Source organism: Streptomyces sp. NPDC041200, assembly GCF_055591805.1.
This window is the reverse complement of sequence record NZ_JBVIZF010000002.1, coordinates 544,402-568,268: the sequence shown is the minus strand read 5'-3', so window position 1 is coordinate 568,268 and position 23,867 is coordinate 544,402. Positions and strand designations below refer to the sequence as shown.

Sequence of the window (23,867 nt, the reverse complement as noted above, 5' to 3'; positions counted from 1 at the left end):
GCGTCCGGACTGCCGGTACGTCTAGCCTTAAGGTCATGAGGACGTTGCGCGAGCGGGGCCGAGTGACCGGACTGCCGGAATGGGACCGGTGTGCGGTCATGGGCGTGGTGAACGTCACGCCCGACTCCTTCTCCGACGGCGGCCAGTGGTTCGACACCGAGCTGGCCGTCAAGCACGGGCTCGACCTGGTCGCGGCCGGGGCCGACCTGGTGGACGTCGGAGGCGAGTCGACCAGGCCGGGCGCGGCGCGCGTCGACGAGGCCGAGGAGCTGCGCCGGGTGGTCCCGGTCGTGCGGGAACTGGCCGCGGCAGGGGCCCTGATCAGTGTGGACACCATGCGGGCCACGGTCGCCGAGCGGGCGATCGAGGCGGGCGCGCGGCTGGTCAACGATGTGAGCGGCGGCCGCGCGGACCCGGCGATGGTCCCGGCGGTGGCCGCGGCCGAGGTGCCCTTCGTGGTGATGCACTGGCGCGGCCAGTCGATCGACATGAACAACCGGGCGGTGTACGAGGACGTGGTCGGCGAGGTCGTCGCCGAGCTGCGCACCAGCGTGGAGGCGGCCGTCGCGGGCGGTATCGCCCCGGAGCGGATCGTGCTCGACCCGGGGCTGGGCTTCGCCAAGGACGCCGAGCACGACCTGGCGCTGGTCGCCCATCTGGCCGCGCTGCGCGGGCTCGGCCGCCCGCTGCTGGTGGCGGCCTCCCGGAAGCGGTTCCTGGGCCGCGTCCTGGCGGGGGACGGAAACGCCCCGCCGCCCGCCCGGGAGCGGGACGCCGCGACCGCCGCGGTGACCGCGATCGCGGCCCGCGAGGGCGCGTGGGCGGTCCGGGTGCACGAGGTACGGGCGAGTGCGGACGCGGTGCGGGTGGCCCGGGCCATCGAGGTGGCCGGGGCCGCGCACCTGGAGAACGTGGCGAACGCGGCGGGAGCGCTGTGACTTCTCTTACGGACAACGAGCGAGTGGCGCTGGTGAACACCGCGCTGTACGAGGCCATGGAGCAGGGCGACCACGGGGCGCTGGACCAGCTGTGGCTGGACTCCACGGACACCGATGTGTCCTGTGTGCACCCGGGCTGGCCGGTGCTGCGCGGCCGGGGCGAGGTGCTCCGTTCCTACGCGCTGATCATGGCGAACACGGACTACATCCAGTTCTTCCTGACCGACGTCGAGGTGTCGGTGATGTCCGACACCGCGCTGGTGACCTGCACCGAGAACATCCTCAGCGGCGCCCCGGCCGAGGAGGAGGGGCAGCTGGGCCCGCTGGTCGGCCAGCTGGTGGTGGCCACGAACGTGTTCCGGCGCACCGACGACGGCTGGAAGGTGTGGTCGCACCACGGCTCCCCGGTGCTCGCGGAGCGTGACGACGAGGGCCCGGAGGGTCCCGAGGACGACGACCGGCTGATGCCGGGCTGAGTCCCTGAGCCGCGGCCCGCGATGGCTCGAATGGGTCCCGTTCGAGCCGTGCGAGGTGCGGGTAGGTGAAGGTGGCGCGGGACGGTGGGAGCCATCTGCCGCGACCCCGTGGGCATGTGCCGCCGACATTCGCAGGTAGATTCGAGGAGGTTCCCCGCCGACGGCAGGGGGTCACTGGTGCGTTCCGGACCGGCCGGGGCGTGCCCGCGTAACCGACGACCAGCAGGAGTGATTCGGGTGGATCGTGTCGCGCTGCGCGGCCTGAGGGCTCGTGGGCACCACGGTGTGTTCGCGCGGGAGCGCGAGGAGGGCCAGACGTTCGTCGTGGACCTCGTGCTCGGCCTGGACACCCGTCCCGCCGCCGCCGACGACGACCTGACCAAGACCGTCCACTACGGCGTGGTGGCGGAGGAGGTCGTGGAGGTGGTGCGGGGCGAGCCGGTCGAGCTGATCGAGACCCTTGCCGAACGGATAGCGGACACCTGCCTGAAGCATGATGTGGTGCGCGAGGTCGAGGTCGTCGTCCACAAGCCGCAGGCCCCGATCACCGTTCCCTTCGACGATGTCACCATCACCATTACCCGGAGCCGAGTATGAGCAGCAGCGACCCGACCGTGCAGCCCGTTCCCGCCTCCGTGGTGGAGAAGGTGGATGCCGCCGATGTGACCCTGTCCAACCCCAAACGGGCAGTGATCTCCCTCGGCAGCAACCTGGGCAACCGCCTGGAGACCCTCCAAGGCGCGGTGGACGCGCTGGAGGACACCCCGGGCCTGCGGGTCAAGGCCGTTTCCCCGGTGTACGAGACGGAGCCGTGGGGCGTGGAGCCGGGCACCCAGTCGACGTACTTCAACGCGGTGGTGCTGGTGAAGACCACCCTGCCGCCGTCCTCGCTGCTGGAGCGCGGCCACGCCATCGAGGAGGCGTTCGAGCGGGTACGGGACGAGCACTGGGGTCCGCGCACCATCGATGTGGACATCGTGGCGTACCAGGACGTGGTCTCCGACGACCCGCTGCTCACCCTGCCGCATCCCCGTGCCCACCAGCGTGCCTTCGTCCTGGTGCCGTGGAACGACGTGGACCCGCAGGCCGAGTTCCCCGGGCGCGGCGCGGTCTCGGCCCTGCTGGACGAGGTGGGCGGAGACGGCGTCCAGGTCCGCGCGGACCTGGAACTGCGACTGCCCGAATAGACGTTGACCAAGAGACGTTGACCATTAGACGTTGACCAGTTGACCAGACGTTGATGTGTGGAGGGGCGACCGCTCGGTGAGGCAACTTCGGATCGGGGTGCTGGTCGGGCTGTTCGCCGTGGCCGGTGTGGTGTCGTGGGCTGGGTCCCGGCTGTGGGACACGCTGGGCTCGCTGCCGAGCGTTCCGGTGGCGGCGCCGATCGTGCTGGCCCTGATCGCGGTCGTGCTGGTCGCGACCGCGATCTCGCTGCGGTCGCGGCTGCGCGCCCAGCGGGACCGGGAGCCGGACGCGAAGGGCGTGGACCCGATGGTGGCCGCCCGCGCGGTGGTTTTCGGCCAGGCGAGCGCGCTGGTGGCGGCGCTGGTCTCGGGGATGTACGGCGGGGTCGGCGTCTTCCTGGCCCTGGAGCAGCTGGACGTACCGGCCCGGCAGGACCAGGCCATCTACGCGGGCGCTTCGGTGCTGGCCGGGGCGGGTGTGGTGGCCGCCGCGTTCTTCCTGGAGCGGGTCTGCAAGCTGCCGGAGGACGACGACGAGAACGGCCGCGGCCCGGGCGCCTCGGCCCGCGCCTGAGGCGCCTGAGCCGCCCGCAGGGGCTCTGAGGGCGCTCAGAGGGCCGTCAGCGGGCCATGATGAGGCTCATCGCCTCAGCCCGGGTGGCTGAATCGCGCAGCTGGCCGCGGACGGCCGAGGTGATGGTCTTGGCACCGGGCTTGCGCACCCCGCGCATCGTCATGCACATGTGCTCGCACTCGACCACGACGATCGCCCCGCGCGGTTCCAGTATCCGCATCAGCGAGTCGGCGACCTGGGTGGTCAGCCGCTCCTGGACCTGGGGGCGGCGGGCGAAGACGTCCACCAGCCGGGCCAGCTTCGACAGCCCGGTGATCTTGCCGTCGTGGGACGGGATGTAGCCGACGTGGGCGACCCCCACGAAGGGCACCAGATGGTGCTCGCACGAGGACATCACCTCGATGTCCTTGACCAGCACCATCTCATCGTGGCCGAGATCGAACGTCGTGGTCAGGACGTCCTCGGGCTCCTGCCGCAGCCCCGCGAAGATCTCCTTGTACGCACGGGCCACCCGCCCCGGCGTCTCCCGCAGCCCCTCCCGGTCCGGGTCCTCGCCAACGGCGATCAGAAGCTCACGAATCGCGTTCTCGGCTCGCTTCTCGTCGAACACGCCGAGGGTGCTCTCGCCGTCCAGCGTCACCGGGTCCGTCATGGAGCTGCCTCGTTCCTTGTGCACAAAATGCGGAATGCCGCGCCCCCAAGGCTAAAACCTGGGTGACGCGGCATTCATTCCGGGTCCTTCCCGGGGCGTGAGGGCCCCGGGAAGGCCGGTATCAGCTCTCGGAGCCGGAACCCGACTCTTCGGACTGCTCGGCGCCGTCCTCGGGCGTGGTGGCCTTGGTGAGCGAGGCCGCCGAGGTGGGCTGGGCACCGTTCGCCGGGGCCAGCTCCCGAGGGGAGAGCACCGGCGGGCGGGTGGAGGGCGTACGCCGCGAGGAGCCGGTCCACGCCGGGCGGGCCGGACGCTTGTGGATCGCGGCGAAGATCTCGGCGATCTCCTCCTTGTTCAGCGTCTCCTTCTCCAGCAGCGCCAGCACCAGGTTGTCGAGGACGTCGCGGTTCTCGACGAGGATCTCCCACGCTTCGTTGTGCGCGGCCTCGATGAGCTTCTTGACCTCCTCGTCCACCAGTGCGGCGACCTCTTCCGAGTAGTCACGCTGGTGGGCCATCTCACGGCCCAGGAACGGCTCGGAGTTGTCGGAGCCGAACTTGATCGCGCCGAGCCGCTCGGTCATGCCGTACTGCGTGACCATCGCGCGGGCCGTCGCGGTCGCCTTCTCGATGTCGTTCGAGGCGCCCGTGGTCGGGTCGTGGAAGACCAGTTCCTCGGCCGCCCGGCCGCCCATCATGTAGGCGAGCTGGTCCAGCATCTCGTTGCGCGTGGTCGAGTACTTGTCCTCGTCCGGCAGGACCATGGTGTAACCCAGGGCCCGGCCTCTGGAGAGGATCGTGACCTTGTGCACGGGATCGCTGTTCGGAGACGCCGCCGCGACCAGGGCGTGACCGCCCTCGTGGTACGCGGTGATCTTCTTCTCCTTGTCGCTCATGATCCGGGTCCGCTTCTGCGGTCCGGCCACGACTCGGTCGATCGCCTCGTCCAGATAGTGGTTGTCGATCAGCTTCTTGTCGCCGCGGGCCGTCAGCAGGGCGGCCTCGTTCAGCACGTTCGACAGATCGGCACCGGTGAAGCCGGGGGTACGGCGGGCGACGGCCGACAGGTCGACGTCCGGCGCGACCGGCTTGCCCTTCTGGTGAACCTTGAGGATCTCCAGACGGCCCTGCATGTCCGGGCGGTCGACGGCGATCTGCCGGTCGAAACGGCCGGGGCGCAGCAGCGCCGGGTCCAGGATGTCCGGCCGGTTGGTGGCGGCGATCAGGATGACGCCGCCCTTCACGTCGAAGCCGTCCATCTCCACGAGCAGCTGGTTCAGCGTCTGCTCGCGCTCGTCGTGTCCGCCGCCCATGCCCGCGCCGCGGTGCCGGCCGACGGCGTCGATCTCGTCGACGAAGACGATGGCCGGGGCGTTGGTCTTGGCCTGCTCGAACAGGTCACGGACCCGGGAGGCACCCACACCGACGAACATCTCGACGAAGTCGGAACCGGAGATCGAGTAGAACGGGACGCCCGCCTCGCCCGCGACGGCGCGCGCGAGCAGGGTCTTACCCGTACCGGGCGGGCCGTACAGCAGCACACCCTTGGGGATCTTGGCACCGACGGCCTGGAATTTCGCCGGCTCCTGCAGGAACTCCTTGATCTCCTGGAGTTCCTCGACCGCCTCGTCCGACCCCGCCACATCAGTGAAGGTCGTCTTCGGCGTGTCCTTGGTGATCAGCTTGGCCTTCGACTTCCCGAAGTTCATCACCCGGGAGCCGCCGCCCTGCATCTGGTTCATCAGGAACAGGAAGACCACGACGATCAGCACGAACGGGAGCAGCGAGAGCAGAATCCCGACGAACGGGTTCTGCTTCGAAGTCGACACGTTGTACCCGTCGGGGATCCCGCTGTCCTTCTGGGCATTCGCCTGAAGGGTCCTGGCGAGATCGACACCCTGGTCACCGATGTAGGTCGCCTGGAGCTTCTTGCTCCCCGAGACCTTGGCGACATTGTCCTTGAGTTCGACCTTGATCTTGTGCTCGTCGCCGGTCGTCAGCTCGGCGGACTGGACCTGGTTCCTGTTGATCGCCTTGACGACCTGGCTGGTGTCCACCGACTTGTAGCCGCCGGACGAGCCGACGACCTGCATCAACACGACCACGGCGAGGACGGCCAGCACGATCCACATGACCGGCCCACGGAAGTAGCGCTTCACGTCCATCCATACGGGGCGAAACCGCCCCGTCCCTCCTGCCACAGTGAGGCACGGCAGCCCTGGAGGGGCGCCTGTGCGTGCGGTGTATTGCGGTGTATTTAGTGGTGTATGAGCTGTGTAATCCTCAGTCTCGAAAAAGACTGACCTTCGGACGGTACCCCAGCATTGTCACCCGACGCCGCCGTGGAGCGTTAACACATCCGCCTTCCCCTGCTCCAACGGCGGAAAACCGCGCCAGGTTCCCAGGGGGAGGCGGTGCGTCTCAGCCGCCGTAGACGTGCGGGGCCAGGGTCCCGACGAACCGCAGGTTGCGGTACTTCTCCGAGTAGTCGAGGCCGTATCCGACGACGAACTCGTTCGGGATGTCGAAGCCGACCCACTTCACGTCGATGGCGACCTTGGCCGCCTCCGGCTTGCGCAGCAGCGTGCACACGTTCAGTGAGGCGGGCTCGCGGGACCCCAGGTTCGACAGCAGCCAGGACAGCGTCAGGCCGGAGTCGATGATGTCCTCGACGATCAGGACGTGCTTGCCCTTGATGTCGGTGTCCAGGTCCTTGAGAATCCGCACCACGCCCGAGGACTGGGTGCCCGCGCCGTACGACGACACGGCCATCCAGTCCATCGTGACAGGCGTCGAGAGGGCTCGCGCCAGGTCCGCCATCACCATCACCGCGCCCTTGAGGACGCCGACGATGAGCAGGTCCTTGCCCTCGTATTCGGCGTCGACGCGGGCGGCCAGCTCGGCCAGCTTCGCGTTGATCTCTTCCTCGGTGATGAGGACCGACTTGAGGTCGGTGCCCATGTCCTTGTCGTCCACCCGCGCCACTCTCGTTCGACGTAACCGGCTCATCTGGCTCGGGCGGATCAGCCCTGCCGGATGACCAGTCTGCCACCCTCCCGGCGGACTTCGACGCGGCCGGGGAGGTTGATGGCCCGCTGACCCCGCCAGCCGGTGATCAGCCGGTCGACTTCCTCGATGTGACGGGCGAAGAGCGAACCGGCGGGCGCGCCCGCGGCGATGGCGGCGCGGCGCAGCACCCGGCGGCGCACGGCGGGGGGCAGGCCGTGCAGCCCGACGGTGTCCAGCTCGACGGAGTCCGGCTCACCGGACCCGGCCCCGGGGGCGGGGGCCGGGGCGGTGCGCAGGACGTCGGCCTCCGCGCGGGCGGCCCAGGCGTCGAGGGCGTCGGCGTCGTCGCGGGAGAGCTGGGCGGTGCGGGCGAGGGCCTCGACGACGCCCTTGCCGAGGGCCTTCTCCAGGACCGGCAGGGCCTCGTGGCGGACCCGGGAGCGGGTGTAGGCCGGGTCCACGTTGTGCGGGTCGTCCCAGACGGGCAGCGCCTGGACCAGGCAGGCCTGGCGGACGGTGTGCCGGTCGAGCTGGAGGAAGGGGCGGCGGTAGCGGCCGCCGGTGCCGGAGACGCGGGCCATGCCGGACAGCGAGCGGGTGCCGGAGCCGCGGGCGAGGCCCAGCAGAACCGTCTCGGCCTGGTCGTCGCGGGTGTGCCCGAGCAGCACGGCGGCGGCGTCATGGCGCTCGGCGGCGGCGTCGAGGGCGGCGTAGCGGGCGTCCCTGGCGGCGGCCTCGGGGCCGCCGTCCCGGCCGACGGACACGGCGATGGACTCGACGGGGGCCAGGCCCAGTTCCCGCATCCGCTCGGCGACCTCGGCGGCGCGCAGGTCGGAGCCCGGCTGGAGGCCGTGGTCGACGGTGACGCCTCCGGCGCGCAGGCCGAGCCGGGGGGCTTCGAAGGCGAGCGCGGAGGCGAGGGCCATGGAGTCGGCGCCGCCGGAGACGGCGGCGAGCACGAGGGGGCGGGCCTCACGGGGGACGGAGCCGCGGGGCGCGGGCGCCTGGGCCGGGGAGCCGGGGGGAGCCGGGGACGGCGGCGCGGTGGCGGAGGTGGCCGGGGAGTCGACGAGGACGTCGTGGAGGACGCGGCGGACCGCCAGGCGTATCGCGGCGACCGCTGGATGGGGACCCATGTCCGTTTCCCATCTGTCATGCGAGGGGGTGCCTCGGGGGGCGTACGAGAGTGTCGTTACGCGGGGAGCTTCGTCACGCTGTGTATGTCGATGGTGACAGAAGCGAGCTGTTCCCCGAGCATCGCACGCCTACCCGTCGCTAACGGTCCCTCGGACGAGTGATTAACGGGAGCATTCGTCCGTTCCCGAGTGAGCCGGTTCTACGACTCCGCCTTACGGTGCACCCGCGCGACCCACTCGGCGGGTTTGCTGATCTCCGATTTGGTCGGGAGCGTGTTCGGGGACGTCCAGACCCGGTTGAAGCCGTCCATGCCGACCTGCTCCACCACGGCCCGTACGAACCGCTCACCGTCACGGTACTGCCGCAGCTTGGCGTCGAGCCCCAGCAGCTTGCGCAGCGCCTGGTCGAGGCGGCCCGCGCCGCTCGCCCGCCGCTTCTGGAACTTCTCGCGGATCTCGGCCACGGAGGGCACGACGTCCGGCCCGACCCCGTCCATCACGTAGTCCGCGTGCCCCTCCAGCAGCGACATCACGGCGGTCAGCCGGGCCAGGATCTCGCGCTGGGCCGGGGTCTGGACCAGCTCGATGATGCTGGACGCGCCACCGCGCTCCGCGGCCTCCTCGCCGTCCGGCCGCCCGCCGCCCAGCGACTGGACGGCCTCCCGGATCCGCTCCAGCAAGGTGGCCGGATCCACGTCGGTCTCGCCCAGGAACGCCTGGATCTCGGACTCGATGTGGTCGCGCAGCCAGGGCACCGCCGTGAACTGCGTACGGTGCGTCTCCTCGTGCAGCGAGACCCACAGCCGGAAGTCGTGCGGGGCCACGTCCAGCTCGCGCTCCACGTGGACGATGTTGGGCGCCACCAGCAGCAGCCGCCCGCCGCCCGCGGCTCCGGCCGGCAGCTCGCGGGTGGCCGGGGCGAACGTCTCGTACTGGCCGAGCACCCGGGAGGCCAGGAACGACAGCAGCATCCCCAGCTCGACGCCGGTGACCTTGCCGCCGACCGCGCCCAGCACCGCCCCGCCGGGCAGTCCGCCGCGGCGGTCCTGCATCTTGCCCAGCAGCGGCGACAGGATCTGGCGGAAGCCCGCGACGTTGGCCCGGATCCATCCCGCGCGGTCCACGACGAGGACGGGGGTGTCGGCGGCCGGGCCGCCGGGAACGGCCATCCGGGTGAAGGCGCGGACGTGCTCCTCCGAGGATTTCGCGTGCCGACGCAGCTCCGCGACGACGGCGCGCGCCTCGTCCCGGCTGACCTCCGGTCCCGGGCGCACCAGCCGGGTCGCGGTCGCGACGGCCAGGTTCCAGTCGACCATCTCCACACCACCGATGCTCGTCATGGCTTCACGGTACGTGGCCCGCGCCGCATCCGGGAGGAGACGAGTGCCCCGCACACCCGGCCGCCCCCGGCCCGGCCGGGCGACGCGTCACCCACGTCGCCCCCGTCTCACCGGCATCCGCAGTTGGCGAGCGCCGAGGCCATCGTGTCCAGGGCGCGCTGGGCGCCGGTGGGGTCCGTGGTGCCGTTGGTCATGAAGGCGAAGACCAGAAGCCGCCCGTCGGCGTCGACGACGCTGCCCGCCAGGGTGTTGACCCCGGTCAGGGTGCCGGTCTTGGCGCGCACCACGCCGCGGCCGACGGCGTCCGCGCCGTAGCGGGTGCGCAGCGTGCCGCTGAATCCGGCCACCGGCAGCCCGGTGAGCAGCGGCCGCAGCTCGGGGTGGCCGATGTCCGCCGCCCGTACCAGGACCCGGGCGAGCAGCGCGGCGGAGACGCGGTCGTCGCGGTCGAGTCCGCTGCCGTCCGCGATCCGGGCGCCGGAGACCGGCAGCCGGAGCTTCTTCAGCCGGGCGGTGACGGCCTTCGCCGCGCCGCTGAAGCTCGCGGTCTGGCCGGAGGCGACGGCGGTCTGCCGGGCCAGCGCCTCGGCGATGTCGTTGTCGCTGTTGGTCAGCATCCGCTCGACGAGCGCGGACAGCGGCTGGGAGCGGACGGTGGCCAGCGGCCGGGGGCGCTTTCCGGCCGTCTGGCTCTCCGGGTCGCCGGTCACCTCGACGCCGCGGTCGCGCAGCATCGAGGCGAACGTTCCGGCCGCGTCGGCGGCGGGGTCCTCGGAGCGCGCGGCCGGGCCGTGGTCGCTGTCGTCGAGCCTGCCCTCGTCGGCCATCAGCGCGGTGACGGGCGAGATGTTCTCGTTGGGGCCGATGGGGTGCAGATCCGGCCCGGAGTACAGCGAGGTGTCGTACCCGAGCCGGACGGACGCCGTGCCGCGCTTCTTGAGGGCGCGGGCGGTGTCGTCGGCCAGGCGGCGCAGCGAGGCGGGGCTCTCGTCGCCCTTGGCCTCGCGGGCGGTGAGGGTCGGGTCGCCGCCGCCCACGAGCACGACGCGGCCGCTGTCGCCGCCGTCCTGGACCACGGTGGTCTTGATCCGGTAGTCGGGGCCGAGGGCGGAGAGCGCGGCGGCGCCGGTCGCCAGCTTGATGGTCGACGCGGGCACCACGGCGCCCTGCGCGCCGGTCCCGAACACCTGCTGTCCCGTCGTCACGTCCACGACGGACGCGGAGCGCTCACCGCCCAGCGCGGGGTCGTCCAGCAGCGGTTCGAGGGCGTCGGCGAGCCCGCCGCCGGTGGGCGGCGGCACCGCGTCCTCGCCGCTGTCCGGCGACGGCACGGCGCCGGGCGCCCCGAGGGCGGCCAGCACGGGCGCGGCGCTGGGGGCGGGGCTGCCGGGGTGACGCTCGCCACCCGTGTCCGGCCCCCGGGCCGCGCGGGCGCGTTCGGCCGTACGCTGACCGGTGTCCCAGGGCCCGGCGACGAGCACGGACCCGGCGGCGACGGCGAGTCCGACCGTGCCGGAGACGGCCACCAGCCGCCAGGTGCGGCGCTGTTGGGGCGGAGTGCGCCGCCAGCGGTCGCTGAGCCCGGCGCGGTGCCACAGGTCGCGGATCCGGCCGTGCCACGGCCGTTCACGGACCGGGCGGTTCCACCAGAGGTCCCGGAGCCGGACCCCGGCGGCGGCGACGTGGCGCCACTGGTCCCGCACGAGGGTCCGACCGCGCGCGAGCAACTCCCTGAACTGCCGTGATCTGGCTTCAGGCACGACGGACCAGCCCCTTTCGCCACCACACACCTGCGTGGGGGACACTTAATCACCAGACGTATGTGTTGATCATGGAGGAGCCACCCGTGGAGTTCGACGTCACCATCGAGATCCCGAAGGGTTCGCGGAACAAGTACGAGGTGGACCACGAGACGGGGCGCATCCGTCTCGACCGTCGGCTCTTCACTTCGACCAGCTACCCGGCGGACTACGGCTTTGTCGAGAACACCCTCGGCGAGGACGGCGACCCGCTGGACGCCCTGGTCATTCTCGACGAGCCGACATTCCCCGGCTGCCTGATCAAGTGCCGTGCGATCGGCATGTTCAGGATGACCGACGAGGCGGGCGGCGACGACAAGCTGCTGTGCGTGCCCGCGTCGGACCCGCGGGTCGAGCATCTGCGTGACATTCACCACGTGTCCGAGTTCGACCGCCTGGAGATCCAGCACTTCTTCGAGGTCTACAAGGACCTGGAGCCCGGCAAGTCGGTCGAGGGGGCCAACTGGGTGGGCCGCGCCGAGGCCGAGGCCGAGGTCGAGGCGTCCATCAAGCGCCTGGAGGCGTCGGGCGGCCACTGAGCCACCCCATCCGAACGGGCCGGTCACCTGACCGGCCCGTTCGGCGTTTACGCAGGTCGGAACCGGGTCAGAAGCCGCGGGTGCGCTTGGCCGCGCGACGGCCGGAGGGGTCGTCCCCGCCGCCCGGGACCTTGAGGAACAGCCGGGCCGCCTCGCCACCCAGGTTCACTCCGATGGCGATCGCGAGGGCCAGTGCCGCCGCCTGGGTGAGATGGGGGATGCCGCGGTCCAGATTCCCCTGGGCGAGCGCGAGCAGTCCGAAGTACGTCGCGCTACCGGGCAGCAGCGGTCCGATCGCCGCCGTGACGTACGGCAGCGCGGACGCGTAGCGGTAGCGGGAGAGCAGCTGCCCGAAGAGGCCGACCAGCCCGGCGGCCACGGTCGTGGCGGCGACGGGCGGTACGCCGGCGGTGTCGGTGAGCGCGCCGTAGACCACCCAGGCCACCCCGCCGTTGAGGGTGGCGAACAGCACGGTGTGACGTTCCTGCTGGAGCAGGATGCAGAACGTCAGCGCCAGCAGCATCGCCGCCAGTATCTGGACGATCGGCTCCGGCTGTCCCACCAGCGCCGCCTCCGGGTTCAGCTTGGCGTTCAGCTGGAGCCCGCCGTACAGCACGGTGAGCACGCCGCAGACGATGCCGACGATCAGGTAGCCGACCTCCAGCAGCCGGGCGGCGGCGGTGATGTAATACCCGGTCAACCCGTCCTGGACGCTCGCCACCAGGGCCCGCCCGGGGATCAGCGCGAACAGTCCACCGGTGATCACCGCGGACGACTGGATGCCCGCGCCCGCGAGGCTGAGCGCGATGCCCATCGCGGCGGGCGGCATCGCCGCGACCACGAACTGGTAGAACTCCGGCAGTCCGCGCCCGGACGCCAGCCAGGCCAGCCGGTCGCCGAGCATCGCGCCGATCGCCGCCGCGAAGAAGACCGGCCACGCGCCGCCGACCAGCATGCTCGCCGCTCCGGCCAGCCCGCCCGCGGCCACGGTGAGCGCCCAGCCGGGATACGGGTGACGGTTACGGCGGATCTCGGCGAGCCGCCGGTACGCCTCCTCCAGCGTGAAGTCGTCCTGCGAGGTGATGTCGTCGACGAGCCGGAACACGGCCGACAGCCGGGTGTAGTCGGTGCCCCGGCGGCGCACCGTGCGGCTGGCGGTGACAGGGTCGTCGACCAGCGAGGGCTGGTAGCTGACCGACAGCAGGGTGAAGGTCACCGTGGGCTCGCAGCGGTCGAGCCCGTACGCGTGCGCCACGCCGAGCATCGCCGCCTCGACGTCCTCCGCACCCTCGCCGCCCGCGAGCAGCAGCTCGGCGATACGGAGGACGAGGTCGAGCACGCGCGGGACGGCCGGGCCCGTGTCGTCCTCCTGCTCGGAGCGCTGCTCCGGGGCCGGGCGCTCGCTGATCGGCATCCGCAGCATCGTGCGCATCCGGTCCTGCCAGGGCGCGTCCTTGGTCAGCCGGACCATGGGTATGCCGTTCGGCGGCGTGAAGGCCGGGAAGCCGCCGGTGGTCTGGTTGGACGAGGTGGTGACCCCGGCGGGCGGCACGAAGGCCGAGCTTTCCGGCTCGGGAACGGCGCACTCGGTGGTCAGCCCCTCGGGGATGGCGAACTCCGAGGTCGGGTGCTCGCCATCCGGCGAGGGCGGCCTCGGTACGCCCTGGGGCGGCGTGAAGGCGCTGCGCGCCTCATCGGACTGCGGCTTGCGGTCCGCCGCCGTGTCCGCCTCCTGCGTGCCCGCGCCACGCTGCCCGTACTGTCGCTCCGACCCCACTGCCTCGCTCCTCGACCGCCTCCCCGTGCACTTCTGTCAGCAGCCACGATGCAACATCGGCGACCACCGAAGCCCATTGTGCGGGCAGGTGGCCGCCGAGTGGGAGTGGGGGCCGCGTGCGCGACGGGTGTGTAGGGCAGTGACCCCTGTGAAGTGGCGGTGAAGATCGGCGGGGGAACGGAACCCCGGGCGGGCCGACGCGCTCGGCGTGGCGCCCCGGTCAGCGCTCGGCGTGGCGCCCGGTCAGCGCTTGGCGTGGCGGCCGCGCGGCCCCTGCTGGTCGGCCGCGGGCCCGGCCGGTGCCTCGGCGGCCTCCTTCTTGGACTTGCCACGGGCCCGCAAATATTCGATCACAATCGGGATGACGGACAGCAGGACGATGCCGACCAGGATCAGCTCGACGTGCTTGTGGACGAAGTCGACCTTGCCGAGCGCCGCGCCCAGCAGGGTCACGCCCGTACCCCACAGCACACCGCCGACGATGTTGAAGATGATGAACGAGCGGTAGTTCATCCGGCTCACGCCCGCGATGATCGGCGTGAACGTGCGCACGATGGGCACGAAACGGGCCAGGATCAGCGACTTCGGGCCGTGCTTCTCGAAGAACTCATGCGCCTTCTCCACGTTCTCCTGCTTGAAGAGCTTGGAGTCCGGGCGGTTGAACAGCGCGGGCCCGACCTTCCGGCCGAAGAGATATCCGACCTGGTCACCGACGATCGCCGCGACGGCGACGGCCGTGCACACCAGCCACAGCTCCTGCTTGATCACATCGGTGGTGACCAGCAGACCGGTGGTGAACAGCAGCGAGTCGCCCGGCAGGAAGAAGCCGATGAGCAGGCCGGACTCCGCGAAGACGATGGCCAGCACGCCGAGCAGCCCGAAGGTTTCGATCAGATAGTCCGGGTCCAGCCACTGAGGGCCGAGCGCGAGGGTGGTCACGGGTCACAGGCTCCTGGGTCGAGGGGTGCAGGCTCGTGCTCGTGCGAGGCCCGGCCGCAGGGTCGGGGTACGGACTGCTGCGGGGTACATCGCTTCGCAGTGTGCCGCCCAAAGCTATCAACGCCCTGTGGGTGCCCGTGGTTCCCGCTGGCCGCCCGCCCCCTCGCCCATGAGGCCCGCTACCCGTGGCGCTCCGCGTTGGCCCGGATCGCGTCCCGGAGGTAGGCGGCGAGGCCCGGCTTGGCCTTGTCGATGTTCTCGGTGAAGCGGGGGTCCGTCACATAGTTCTCGGCGATGCAGGCGTGGAGCTGATGGGGACAGTCGTAGTGGTTCCGGATGATCCCCTGCCGGTGCTCCTCGGCGAGGTCCATCGCGGCCTCGGACTCGGGCGCCGCGCCCGACTCCATCAGCGCGACGAAGCGCTCGTTGAGCGCGTCGGCCTCGGCCTGGATCCGCTGCCAGTCCTCCTTGGTGTACGTGGCCGCCCTGCGCTGCGACTCCCGGTACGCCTCGGTGTTCCCCCAGCGCTCCTCGACCTCGTCCGCGTACTGGTCCGGATCGAAGTCCCCGAAGACCTCGAACTTCTCCTCCGGGGTCAGGTTGATGCCCATCTTCCGTGCCTCCATGGCGTGTTCGACGGCGGCGGCCATCTTCTGGAGCTGCTCGATCCGGTCGCTCAGCAGCGCGTGCTGACGCCGCAGGTGGGCCTGCGGATCCGCGTCCGGGTCGTCGAGGAGGACCGCCACCTCGTCGAGCGGGAAGCCGAGTTCCCGGTAGAACAGGATGCTCTGCAGCCGGTCGAGGTCGGCGTCGTCGTACCGCCGGTGCCCGGCCGTGCTGCGGGCGCTCGGGCGCAGCAGCCCGATCTCGTCGTAGTGGTGCAGCGTGCGCACCGTGACGCCCGCGAGACCCGCGACCCGTCCCACCGAGTAGCTCATGACCTGGTCCGCTCTCCCTGGTGTTGGTGTACGGGGTGTGCCGTACGCGCTCCACGGTGGCGCCTCACGTCGCGTGAGGTGCAAGTCCGTATGCCGAAATCGTCCGGGCGGAATCCGCGCTCCCTGGCATCCTGCCGAGTGTGCTGGGGATAACCGATCTTTCGACGTATCTGGCGGGCCTCGCCCTGATCATCCTGCTGCCGGGCCCGAACTCGCTCTATGTGGTGTCCGTCGCCGCGCGCCGCGGTCCGCGTACCGCCTACCGGGCGGCCGCCGGGGTGCTGTGCGGGGACGCGGTGCTGATGGCGCTGTCCGCGGGCGGCGTGGCGTCGCTGCTGCAGGCGAGCCCGGCGCTCTTCGCCGTGGTGAAGTTCGCCGGTGCGGGCTATCTGACCTGGCTCGCGGTGGGAATGCTGCGCGGGGCGCGGAAGCTGTGGCGCCAGGGGCCGGGCAGCGCGCGGGCCGCCGCCGAAGCCCCTGCCGAGAACGACGCGGGCCCGGCGGTCGAGCGGCCCTACCGCCGCGCCCTGGTCGTGAGCCTGCTGAACCCGAAGGCAATCCTGTTCTTCATCTCCTTCTTCGTGCAGTTCGTGGATCCGGAGTACGCCCATCCGGCGCTGTCCTTCGTGGCGCTGGGCGCGTGGGCGGAGCTGTTCAGCATCACGTATCTGTCGCTGCTGATCTTCGGTGGTACGTATCTCGCGGCCCTCTTCCGGCGGCGCAAGCGGCTGACGGCCGGGCTGTCGGCGGGCGCGGGGGCGGCGTTCCTGGGGTTCGCGGCGAAGCTGTCGGTCAGCAGCGCGGGCTGACGGCACGGGCTGCCGGCGCGGGCAGACGGCACGGACAGACGGCGCGGGAATCGGGCATTTGCGCCGTATGTCCGTAATTTAACGGGCATGGCACTTCACGGCGGCAGGCGCGACGCGGGCAAGCGGCCCGACATCTCGGTCAACCCCTTCTACGGCGTGGCCGATCCGGTCAGCGGCATGACGACGAACCCGCCGCGCCGCTGCCTCCCGGACGGGCCCATGGCGCCCTCCGCCGCGTACCAGCTGGTGCACGACGAGCTGATGCTCGACGGCAACGCCCGTCAGAATCTCGCCACCTTCGTCACCACCTGGATGGAGGCGCAGGCGGGGCGGCTGATGTCCGACTGCCGCGACAAGAACATGATCGACAAGGACGAGTACCCGCGCACCGCGGAGCTGGAGCGGCGCTGTGTGACCATCCTCGCCGACCTGTGGCACGCCCCCGACCCCGAGGCCGTGATGGGCTGCTCCACGACCGGGTCGAGCGAGGCGTGCATGCTCGCCGGGCTGGCCTTCAAGCGGCGCTGGGCCAAGCGGAACCCCGTCCGCTATCCGGCCACCGCCCGGCCGAACCTGGTCATGGGGATCAACACCCAGGTGTGCTGGGACAAGTTCTGCGCCTACTGGGAGGTGGAGCCGCGGCAGGTCCCCATGGAGGGCGACCGGTTCCACCTCGACCCGCGGGCCGCCGCCGAGCTGTGCGACGAGAACACCATCGGGGTCGTCACCGTGCTCGGCTCGACCTTCGACGGATCGTACGAGCCGGTCGCCGAGGTGTGCGCGGCCCTGGACGACCTCCAGGAGCGCACCGGGCTCGACGTGCCGGTCCATGTGGACGGCGCCTCGGGCGCGATGGTGGCGCCGTTCCTCGACCCGGACCTGCTGTGGGACTTCCGGCTGCCCCGGGTCTCCTCCATCAACACCTCGGGGCACAAGTACGGACTGGTCTACCCGGGCGTGGGCTGGGCGCTGTGGCGCACACCGGAGTGCCTGCCCGAGGAACTGGTCTTCCGGGTCAACTACCTGGGCGGCGAGATGCCGACCTTCGCGCTCAACTTCTCCCGGCCCGGCGCCCAGGTGGCCGCCCAGTACTACACCTTCCTGCGGCTCGGCCGGGACGGCTTCCGCGCCGTCCAGCAGACCACCCGCGAGGTGGCCTGCTCGCTCTCGGCACGCATCGCGGAGCTGGGCGACTTCAGGATGCTCACGCGCGGCGACCAGCTGCCCGTCTTCGCCTTCACGACGGCGGCGGAGATCACCAACTTCGACGTGTACGACGTGTCACGGCGGCTGCGCGAACACGGCTGGCTGGTGCCCGCGTACTCGTTCCCGGCGCACCGCGAGGACCTGTCGGTGCTACGGGTGGTGTGCCGCAACGGCTTCTCGGCGGACCTGTCCGACCTCTTCCTGGGCGATCTGCGGACGCTCCTGCCCGAACTGCGCAAGCAGCCGGGTCCGATGGGGCGGTCCGAGACCGTCGCCACGGCCTTCCATCACTAAGTCGGTTCAGCGCGCCCGCGCGGTGGCGCGGAGCAGCTCGACCCTGCGCCGCACCGCCTCCAGGGCGCCCGGTCTGCGGCCCGGGACCCGGCCCCGCAGATCGATCAGCATCGGCGCGAGGGCATGCGCCCGGGCCGGTTCCTGGACGAACTGCCACTGGTGGTGGGCCCGGTCCACGGCCCCCTCCACCTCGGGGTGCCCGGTCGGCTCGCCGTTGCCCAGCCGGGCGTCGGCCACCGACAGCCACAGCTCGCACGCGCGGGCCGGATCCCCGGCGAGCCGGGCGAGGTCGGCGCGGACCTCCAGCCAGTGGATCGCTTCGGAGGAGCGCGGACCGGCCGACCGGAGGGCCTCCTGCTCCCAGGCCGCGGCCATCGAGGCGGCCTCGCTGTGCCGCCCGGCGTGCGCGGCCTCGAATATCGCGCCGTGCGGATCGGGAGCGGGCTGGGGCGCCGGGGCGCTCCCGGGCGCGGTGGCCCTGGGCGGCGAGGCGGGCGGGGGCGGTGAGGCGGGGGGCGCGGCGTCGCCCGGTACGGCGGGTGCCTGGAACTGCTGGGGGTGCTGGGGCTTTTGGGGCTCGCGGGTCCCGTGCGCGCCCTGTGGTTCGTACCCGCCGGGCACGCCGGGCGCTCCCGACGCCTCGTACACGCCCGGCGCCTCGTACGCCCTCGCCACGTCGTACGCCCGCGACGCCTCGTACGCCGCGTAGCCCTCCACCGGTGCGCCCAGCAGCAGCCCCGGCCCGGCGCCCAGCCCGGCCTCGGCGGCGGCCTGCTGGTGCAGCAGGGCGAACTCCGGGCTGTCCGCGGCGCCGCGCAGCAGCCCGGCGAGGGCGCGGCTGTAGACCGGCGCCGCGATCCGCCGCTTGGGCGGGGCCGGGGCGATCGTCCCGTACAGCGTCAGCCCGGAGGCGAGCGTGTCAACCGGCAACCGCCCGTCGGACAGCCGCGGCCAGGCCGTCTCGTCGGCCACCAGATCGGCGAGCACCGTGGTGCTGCCCTGCGGCCGCCCGGCCAGTTCGGCGGCCAGCCAGTGCCACGGCAGCGCGCTGTAGCGGGCGGTCCTCGGCGTCGTACGGGCCAGCGCGAGGTGCGGCAGCCGCTGCTTGTGGTCGAGGGTGAGCTGACCCGCGAGATAGATGAGCACCGGGCCCGGATGGGCGGCCGCCGTCCGCAGATGCGTCAGCACGGTCTGCGGATCGGCGGGGTCCACGAGTTGGACGACGCTGGCGCCGCCGGGCGTGCCCAGCAGCGCGGCCGGAGGCACGGCCGCGAGCTGGGGCAGCGCGGCGGCCGCGTCCATCAGCCGCTGCTTGCCCATCGGCCCGGCGGCGAGGAGCAGGGCGTAACCGGGCCTGCTCGTCCGTGCCGCCCCCGTGCCCGCCGTGTCGTTCCCCATACGTGCACCGTATCCGCATCCGGCGACGGCGGGAGCGGGTGTGACATACGTGGCATCGGGGACGGCCCGGCGGCCGCTCAGCGGCTGAGCCCCCGGTAACGGCCCACCGCGAGCGGGAAGAAGACCAGCAGGAGCGCCAACGGCCAGCAGACGGCGAGGAGTCCGGCGTGGTCCGCGGCCCACGAGTCGCCGCCGCCCCCTGGGCTCGCGAACAGGTCACGGACCGCGGTGGCCGTCGCCGACATCGGGTTCCACTCCGCGATCGCGCCGAGCCAGCCGGGCATCGACTCGGGCGCGGCGAAGACGTTGGACAGGAAGCCCACCGGCCACACCAGGATCTGCACGGCCTGGACGAGTTCGGCGCGCCCGGCGAGCAGGCCCAGGTAGATGCCGATCCACAGCATCGCGAAGCGCAGCCACAGCAGCAGCCCGACCGCGTACAGCGCGTCGCCGGTGCCGCCCTGCCAGCGCCAGCCCATCGCGAGCCCGACGCCGATGAGGAGCAGCAGGCTGAGCGCGGACTGCAGCATGTCCAGCACGCTGCGCCCGACGAGCACCGCGGAGGAGGCCATCGGCAGGGAGCGGAAGCGGTCGATGACGCCCTTGTTGAGGTCCTGGGTGATCGCGAGCATGGTGGCTTCGAGACCGAACGCCATGGTGAGGGCCAGCATGCCCGGCACCAGGTAGTCCTTGTAGCCGCCACCGCCCGGGACGGTCATCCCGCCGCCGAGGAAGTACGCGAACATCAGCAGCATCATCACCGGGAAGACCAGGCCCACGACCACCTGGACGGGTTGCCGGGCCCAGTGGGCGAGGCCGCGGCGGGTCATGGTCCACGAGTCGACGAGGGTCATGGCGGTCATACGGGCGTCTCCTCTTCGGTCCTGGCGCGGTTCTCGTCGCCGGTCTGCTCGCCGGTGAGGTGCAGGAACACCTCGTCCAGGGTCGGGCGGCGCAGGGCGATGTCCTCCGCCTCGATCCCGGCCGCGTCCAGCGCCCGTACGGTCTCGGTGAGGGCCGCGACCCGGTCGGTGACCCGGGCGCCGATCCGCCGCCGGTCGGGGTCGGTCTCGACCGAGGCGGCGCGGGAGGCCATGCCGATCACCGAGGCGGCGGCGGCCAGTTGACCGGCGTCGCGCACCACGACGTCGATGCGGTCCCCGCCGATACGGGCCTTGAGCTGGTCGGTCGTGCCGTCCGCGACGGCCCGGCCGTGGTCGACCACGCAGACGCGGTCGGCGAGTTGGTCGGCCTCCTCCAGGTACTGGGTGGTGAGCAGGACCGTCGTACCGTCGCCGACGAGCGAGCGGACCGACTCCCACACCTCGGTGCGGCCGCGCGGGTCGAGCCCGGTGGTGGGCTCGTCCAGGAAGAGCACCCGCGGCCGCACGATGAGGCTCGCGGCCAGGTCCAGGCGGCGCCGCATGCCGCCGCTGTACCGGCTGACCGCCTTGGTGCCGGTGCCCGCCAGGCCGAAGCGCTCCAGCAGCTCGTCCGCGCGGGCCGCCGCGCGCCGCCCGCCGAGGTGGTGGAGGCGGCCGAACATCTCCAGGTTCTGCCACCCGCTCAGCTCCTCGTCGACCGCGGCGTGCTGGCCCAGCAGCCCGATGCGGTGGCGGACCTCGTCCGGCTGGCGCAGCACGTCGTACCCGGCGACCTCGGCGCGGCCGCCGTCGTGGCGCAGCAGGGTGGCCAGGATCCGTACGCAGGTGGTCTTGCCCGCGCCGTTCGGGCCGAGCACGGCGTGCACGGTGCCGGACGGCACGGTCAGGTCGAGTCCGGCCAGGGCCGGTTTTCCTCCATAGGTCTTGCGCAGTCCTTCGACGACGATCGCGGGATCGCGGTCGGCCACGGCCTTCCCCTCTCGATGTGCCAGGTTGCAGCATTAGTCAAATTTGACTACGAGCCTCCGGAAGGTACTCCCCGATCCGGGTCTAGTCAAACTTGATTACTGGTCGGATTCCTCGACGTACGGGTTCGGCGCCCCCTCCGGCAGGACGTCCACCGAGCGCTCCCCCTCGCCCGCCATGACGTACGCCCCGCCCTCGAGCCGCTCGATCAGCCCGCGGGTCCACTCGGCCCCGCTCTCGGCCGAGTGGACCCAGAACTTCATGATCTCGCCGATGTGGCCCCACTCGTCGGGGCTGTCCCTCGGCGGCGCCCAGTGCCGGGTGACCTCGGCCCGCCACTCCTCCAGCGCGGCCACCCGCTCCTTGAGCAGCGTGATCGCCTCGGCGCGCGGCAGGTCGACGATGAACCCGACCCCGGCCGTCAGCTCGTCGATCTTCTGGTCGTGGCGCAGCAGGGCGTCCCGCAGCAGCGTGAAGTACTCCTTCTCGCCCGCCGCGGTCAGCTCGTACTCGGTGCGCGGCGGGCCGCCGACGGTGCTGGGGGCCACGTCGTGGGCGCGCATCAGGCCTTGCTTCGCCATCTGCTTGAGCGCGTGGTAGATCGATCCGGGTTTGGCGTTGGACCATTCGTGCGCGCCCCAGAACTCCAGGTCGTTACGGACCTGATAGCCGTGTGCCCGCCCGTGCTGGCGGACCGCCCCCAGCACCAGCAGCCGGATCGCTGACATGTGCCCGTCTCCCCATCCTGCCCCCGCTTGACCTGCGCTGGGGTCCAGGTTAGGGGTGTCAGCCCTCCATGAGCGACCAATCGGGCTCGGGCATCGCACCGGTCTCGAAGACCAGATCGAACGCGCCCTTCCCGTCGATCGTCTCGCGGATGACGTCCGCGTGCCCCGCGTGCCGGGCGACCTCCTCGATCAGGTGGAGCATCAGCCAGCGCCAGGTGCGGGTGCCGCCCTCGTCCCAGGGGTAGCGGGGCGACTCGAACGTGTCGTCCATCGAGGACAGGGCGAGCACCGCCTCCTCGGTCTCGCGCGCCACCGCCTCGTACCGCTCCAGCAGCACCGGCACCGTCTCGTCGGCCGTGGGGACGAAGCTGGCCTCGAACTCCGCCAGCGCCTCCTGCGACGGCCGGTCGTCCACCTGGCCCAGACCCTTGCGGATCCAGCCCTGCTCGGTCTGGGCCACATGCTTGATCAGCCCGGCCAGGGACAGCGCGCTGGCGCTCGGCGCGCTGCGGGCCTGCTCCTCGGTCAGACCGTGCGCGGCGCGCCGGACGCCGCCGCGCTGCGCGTCCAGATAGGCCAGCAGCGCGGAGCGCTCGTCCTTGCAGGCTTCGGAGTTCACGACGGTGGGCATGGCTGCCGCCTTTCACCAGGAGGGCTCCCGGCCGGGCGCCCTTCGATGAACCCCACAGTAGGAAGGCATGCGGTCAGCTTCTGTCCGCAAGCGCGGAAATCCGCACGCCTTCCGGGCGGTGCGTCAGAACGGGAACTGGCTGCGGCCGTGCTGGATCGAGATCCACTTGGTGGTGGTGAAGTCGTCGACCATCGATTCCCCGTTGAGCCGCCCGAGCCCCGAGTGCTTCTCGCCGCCGAAGGGCACGATCGGCTCGTCGTGCACGGTGCTGTCGTTCACATGGATCATGCCGGTGTGGACGCGCTTGGCGAGGCGGACCCCGCGCTCGATGTCGCCGGTGTGCACGGCGCCGCTGAGGCCGTAGTCGGTGTCGTTGGCGATCCGGACGGCCTCCTCGTCACCGTCGAACGGGATCAGCACCACGACCGGGCCGAAGACCTCCTGCCGGAGGATCGCCGAGCCCTCGGGGACGTCGCTGAGCACGCTCGGCTCCACCAGGGTGCCCTCGGCGCGCCCCCGCACCAGCGCGGTCGCGCCGTCGGCGATCGTCTGGTCGACGAGCGCGGTGATGGCCTCGGCCTGGCCCTCGTTGATCAGCGGGCCGATGTGGGTGGCCGGATCGCCCGGGTCGCCCACCGTCAGCGTCTTCACCTTGGCGACGAACTTCTCGGTGAACGCCCGCTCCACCGACCGGTCCACCAGCACCCGGTTGGCCGCCATGCAGACCTGCCCCTGGTGGACGAAGCGGCTGAACACCGCGGCGTCCACCGCGTAGTCGAGGTCGGCGTCGTCCAGCACGATGAGGGCGCTGTTGCCGCCCAGCTCCAGGATGGACCGCTTGAAGTGCGAGGCCGCGACGGTGGCGACATGGCGGCCGACCTTGTCGGATCCGGTGAACGAGATGACCTTGGGGACCGGGTGCTCGACCAGGGCGTCGCCGATCTCCGCGATGTCGGTGACGACCACGTTGAGCAGCCCGGCCGGGAGTCCGGCCTCCTCGAAGATCTTCGCGACCAGACCGCCGCCGCATATCGGGGTGTTCTGGTGCGGTTTGAGGACCACGGAGTTGCCGAGCGCCAGCGCCGGGGCGACCGACTTCAGCGACAGCAGGAAGGGGAAGTTGAACGGGCTGATCACGCCGACGACACCGACCGGCACCCGGTAGAGGCGGTTCTCCTTGCCGTCGTCGGGCGACGGCAGGATGCGGCCCTCGGGGCGCAGCGCCAGCTGGACCGCCTCGCGCAGGAACTCCTTGGCGAGGTGCAGTTCGAAACCCGCCTTGACGTGGGTGCCGCCGCACTCCGCGATGATCGCCTCGGTCAGCTCCTTCTCGCGCTCATCGATGACGCGCAGCGCCCGCTCGAAGACCGCCCGCCGCGCGTACGGGTTGCGGGCCGCCCACTCCGGCTGGGCCCGCTCGGCGGTGCGGTAGGCGAGGTCGACCTCGTCGACGGTGGCCACGGTGATGGAGGCCAGCTTCTCCCCGTCGTACGGGTTGAAGTCGACGATGTCCCAGGAACCGCTGCCGGTGCGCCACTCACCGCCGATGTACTGAAAGGCCAACTCGGAGAAGTAGGACATGCCATCCCTATCTGGAGGACGCGGGACCGCATCCGGAGACCCGCGAACGCGTGGGGGGTATTCCTGA

Annotated in this window: 23 protein-coding genes; 8 read left to right on the top strand and 15 right to left on the bottom strand. The window is 71.5% G+C overall.

Annotation, left to right across the window (positions count from 1 at the left end; all coding sequences use genetic code 11):
• Window positions 1-35: 35 nt before the first annotated feature.
• From folP to ACZ6CL_RS07765, 5 genes are all read left to right on the top strand, one after another.
• Window positions 36-938: a dihydropteroate synthase gene (gene folP / locus ACZ6CL_RS07785; protein WP_468932495.1), complete on the top strand. Its 903-nt coding sequence runs from the start codon at window positions 36-38 to the stop codon at window positions 936-938.
• Window positions 935-1,414 (top strand): nuclear transport factor 2 family protein, encoded by a 480-nt coding sequence (locus ACZ6CL_RS07780; RefSeq protein WP_468932492.1) that lies wholly within the window; start codon window positions 935-937, stop codon window positions 1,412-1,414. Before folP ends, ACZ6CL_RS07780 begins: the two co-directional genes overlap by 4 nt.
• Before the next feature lie 237 nt (window positions 1,415-1,651).
• Window positions 1,652-2,011, top strand: coding sequence for a dihydroneopterin aldolase (gene folB / locus ACZ6CL_RS07775; RefSeq protein WP_468932489.1), 360 nt, complete (start codon window positions 1,652-1,654; stop codon window positions 2,009-2,011).
• Window positions 2,008-2,601, top strand: coding sequence for a 2-amino-4-hydroxy-6-hydroxymethyldihydropteridine diphosphokinase (folK, locus tag ACZ6CL_RS07770; protein ID WP_468932486.1), 594 nt, complete (start codon window positions 2,008-2,010; stop codon window positions 2,599-2,601). Before folB ends, folK begins: the two co-directional genes overlap by 4 nt.
• Window positions 2,602-2,677: 76 nt before the next feature.
• Window positions 2,678-3,175 carry a DUF3180 domain-containing protein gene (locus tag ACZ6CL_RS07765; RefSeq protein WP_468932483.1) on the top strand — a complete coding sequence of 166 codons (498 nt, stop codon included), beginning with the start codon at window positions 2,678-2,680 and terminating at the stop codon, window positions 3,173-3,175.
• A 46-nt stretch (window positions 3,176-3,221) separates the two neighbouring features.
• On the opposite strand, the gene folE is transcribed toward ACZ6CL_RS07765, so the two are convergent.
• The 6 genes from folE to dacB all read right to left on the bottom strand — a co-directional run bounded on the left by folE (window position 3,222) and on the right by dacB (window position 10,909).
• On the bottom strand, window positions 3,222-3,827 hold the full coding sequence (gene folE, locus ACZ6CL_RS07760; RefSeq protein WP_468932480.1) for a GTP cyclohydrolase I FolE: 606 nt from the start codon (window positions 3,825-3,827) through the stop codon (window positions 3,222-3,224).
• A 121-nt stretch (window positions 3,828-3,948) separates the two neighbouring features.
• Window positions 3,949-5,991: an ATP-dependent zinc metalloprotease FtsH gene (gene ftsH / locus ACZ6CL_RS07755; protein ID WP_468932477.1), complete on the bottom strand. Its 2,043-nt coding sequence runs from the start codon at window positions 5,989-5,991 to the stop codon at window positions 3,949-3,951.
• A 256-nt stretch (window positions 5,992-6,247) separates the two neighbouring features.
• Window positions 6,248-6,787, bottom strand: coding sequence for a hypoxanthine phosphoribosyltransferase (gene hpt / locus ACZ6CL_RS07750; protein WP_468933317.1), 540 nt, complete (start codon window positions 6,785-6,787; stop codon window positions 6,248-6,250).
• Between the two features lie 62 nt (window positions 6,788-6,849).
• Window positions 6,850-7,971 carry a tRNA lysidine(34) synthetase TilS gene (tilS, locus tag ACZ6CL_RS07745; protein WP_468932474.1) on the bottom strand — a complete coding sequence of 374 codons (1,122 nt, stop codon included), beginning with the start codon at window positions 7,969-7,971 and terminating at the stop codon, window positions 6,850-6,852.
• Between the two features lie 200 nt (window positions 7,972-8,171).
• Entirely contained in the window at window positions 8,172-9,311 is a 1,140-nt protein-coding gene (locus tag ACZ6CL_RS07740) for a zinc-dependent metalloprotease (protein WP_468932471.1), read from the bottom strand.
• Between the two features lie 107 nt (window positions 9,312-9,418).
• A complete protein-coding gene (gene dacB / locus ACZ6CL_RS07735; protein ID WP_468933314.1) occupies window positions 9,419-10,909 on the bottom strand; it encodes a D-alanyl-D-alanine carboxypeptidase/D-alanyl-D-alanine endopeptidase in 1,491 nt (496 codons plus the stop codon).
• A gap of 248 nt (window positions 10,910-11,157) precedes the next feature.
• Between dacB and ACZ6CL_RS07730 the strand changes: the two genes are divergently transcribed.
• A complete protein-coding gene (locus ACZ6CL_RS07730; protein ID WP_009716864.1) occupies window positions 11,158-11,649 on the top strand; it encodes an inorganic diphosphatase in 492 nt (163 codons plus the stop codon).
• A gap of 67 nt (window positions 11,650-11,716) precedes the next feature.
• On the opposite strand, the gene ACZ6CL_RS07725 is transcribed toward ACZ6CL_RS07730, so the two are convergent.
• The 3 genes from ACZ6CL_RS07725 to ACZ6CL_RS07715 form a co-directional block, all read right to left on the bottom strand.
• Window positions 11,717-13,426 carry a threonine/serine exporter family protein gene (locus tag ACZ6CL_RS07725; protein WP_468932468.1) on the bottom strand — a complete coding sequence of 570 codons (1,710 nt, stop codon included), beginning with the start codon at window positions 13,424-13,426 and terminating at the stop codon, window positions 11,717-11,719.
• Window positions 13,427-13,669: 243 nt separating this feature from the next.
• A complete protein-coding gene (locus ACZ6CL_RS07720) occupies window positions 13,670-14,365 on the bottom strand; it encodes a DedA family protein (RefSeq protein ID WP_468932465.1) in 696 nt (231 codons plus the stop codon).
• A 179-nt stretch (window positions 14,366-14,544) separates the two neighbouring features.
• Window positions 14,545-15,303, bottom strand: a complete 759-nt coding sequence (locus ACZ6CL_RS07715; protein WP_468932462.1) for a MerR family transcriptional regulator — start codon at window positions 15,301-15,303, stop codon at window positions 14,545-14,547.
• A 140-nt stretch (window positions 15,304-15,443) separates the two neighbouring features.
• Here ACZ6CL_RS07715 and leuE point away from each other — a divergent pair, with 140 nt between their 5' ends.
• Window positions 15,444-16,112: a leucine efflux protein LeuE gene (leuE, locus tag ACZ6CL_RS07710; protein WP_468932459.1), complete on the top strand. Its 669-nt coding sequence runs from the start codon at window positions 15,444-15,446 to the stop codon at window positions 16,110-16,112.
• Window positions 16,113-16,199: 87 nt separating this feature from the next.
• Window positions 16,200-17,612 carry a glutamate decarboxylase gene (locus tag ACZ6CL_RS07705; RefSeq protein ID WP_468932456.1) on the top strand — a complete coding sequence of 471 codons (1,413 nt, stop codon included), beginning with the start codon at window positions 16,200-16,202 and terminating at the stop codon, window positions 17,610-17,612.
• 6 nt (window positions 17,613-17,618) lie between these two features.
• Here ACZ6CL_RS07705 and ACZ6CL_RS07700 read toward each other — a convergent pair whose 3' ends face one another.
• From ACZ6CL_RS07700 to ACZ6CL_RS07675, 6 genes are all read right to left on the bottom strand, one after another.
• Window positions 17,619-19,010, bottom strand: a complete 1,392-nt coding sequence (locus ACZ6CL_RS07700) for a hypothetical protein (protein WP_468932454.1) — start codon at window positions 19,008-19,010, stop codon at window positions 17,619-17,621.
• Window positions 19,011-19,087: 77 nt separating this feature from the next.
• Complete coding sequence (locus ACZ6CL_RS07695; RefSeq protein WP_468932451.1) at window positions 19,088-19,873, bottom strand: ABC transporter permease; 786 nt, start codon at window positions 19,871-19,873, stop codon at window positions 19,088-19,090.
• Window positions 19,870-20,862 carry an ATP-binding cassette domain-containing protein gene (locus ACZ6CL_RS07690; protein WP_468932448.1) on the bottom strand — a complete coding sequence of 331 codons (993 nt, stop codon included), beginning with the start codon at window positions 20,860-20,862 and terminating at the stop codon, window positions 19,870-19,872. The genes ACZ6CL_RS07695 and ACZ6CL_RS07690 overlap by 4 nt, the downstream gene beginning before the upstream one ends.
• Window positions 20,863-20,958: 96 nt before the next feature.
• A complete protein-coding gene (locus ACZ6CL_RS07685; protein WP_468932445.1) occupies window positions 20,959-21,588 on the bottom strand; it encodes a PadR family transcriptional regulator in 630 nt (209 codons plus the stop codon).
• Window positions 21,589-21,646: 58 nt separating this feature from the next.
• Window positions 21,647-22,219: a DinB family protein gene (locus tag ACZ6CL_RS07680; protein WP_468932442.1), complete on the bottom strand. Its 573-nt coding sequence runs from the start codon at window positions 22,217-22,219 to the stop codon at window positions 21,647-21,649.
• Window positions 22,220-22,342: 123 nt separating this feature from the next.
• Window positions 22,343-23,800, bottom strand: a complete 1,458-nt coding sequence (locus ACZ6CL_RS07675; protein ID WP_468932439.1) for an aldehyde dehydrogenase family protein — start codon at window positions 23,798-23,800, stop codon at window positions 22,343-22,345.
• Between the last annotated feature and the right edge of the window lie 67 nt (window positions 23,801-23,867).

Excerpts from the sequence above, each read along its gene's own strand:
- folP (WP_468932495.1), top strand. The coding sequence starts at position 36 with ATGAGGACGTTGCGCGAGCGGGGCCGAGTGACCGGACTGCCGGAATGG.
- folK (WP_468932486.1), top strand. The coding sequence starts at position 2,008 with ATGAGCAGCAGCGACCCGACCGTGCAGCCCGTTCCCGCCTCCGTGGTG.
- folE (WP_468932480.1), bottom strand. The coding sequence starts at position 3,827 with ATGACGGACCCGGTGACGCTGGACGGCGAGAGCACCCTCGGCGTGTTC.
- ftsH (WP_468932477.1), bottom strand. The coding sequence starts at position 5,991 with ATGGACGTGAAGCGCTACTTCCGTGGGCCGGTCATGTGGATCGTGCTG.
- hpt (WP_468933317.1), bottom strand. The coding sequence starts at position 6,787 with ATGGGCACCGACCTCAAGTCGGTCCTCATCACCGAGGAAGAGATCAAC.
- tilS (WP_468932474.1), bottom strand. The coding sequence starts at position 7,971 with ATGGGTCCCCATCCAGCGGTCGCCGCGATACGCCTGGCGGTCCGCCGC.
- ACZ6CL_RS07740 (WP_468932471.1), bottom strand. The coding sequence starts at position 9,311 with ATGACGAGCATCGGTGGTGTGGAGATGGTCGACTGGAACCTGGCCGTC.
- ACZ6CL_RS07715 (WP_468932462.1), bottom strand. The coding sequence starts at position 15,303 with ATGAGCTACTCGGTGGGACGGGTCGCGGGTCTCGCGGGCGTCACGGTG.
- ACZ6CL_RS07705 (WP_468932456.1), top strand. The coding sequence starts at position 16,200 with ATGGCACTTCACGGCGGCAGGCGCGACGCGGGCAAGCGGCCCGACATC.
- ACZ6CL_RS07700 (WP_468932454.1), bottom strand. The coding sequence starts at position 19,010 with ATGGGGAACGACACGGCGGGCACGGGGGCGGCACGGACGAGCAGGCCC.
- ACZ6CL_RS07695 (WP_468932451.1), bottom strand. The coding sequence starts at position 19,873 with ATGACCGCCATGACCCTCGTCGACTCGTGGACCATGACCCGCCGCGGC.
- ACZ6CL_RS07685 (WP_468932445.1), bottom strand. The coding sequence starts at position 21,588 with ATGTCAGCGATCCGGCTGCTGGTGCTGGGGGCGGTCCGCCAGCACGGG.
- ACZ6CL_RS07680 (WP_468932442.1), bottom strand. The coding sequence starts at position 22,219 with ATGCCCACCGTCGTGAACTCCGAAGCCTGCAAGGACGAGCGCTCCGCG.
- ACZ6CL_RS07675 (WP_468932439.1), bottom strand. The coding sequence starts at position 23,800 with ATGTCCTACTTCTCCGAGTTGGCCTTTCAGTACATCGGCGGTGAGTGG.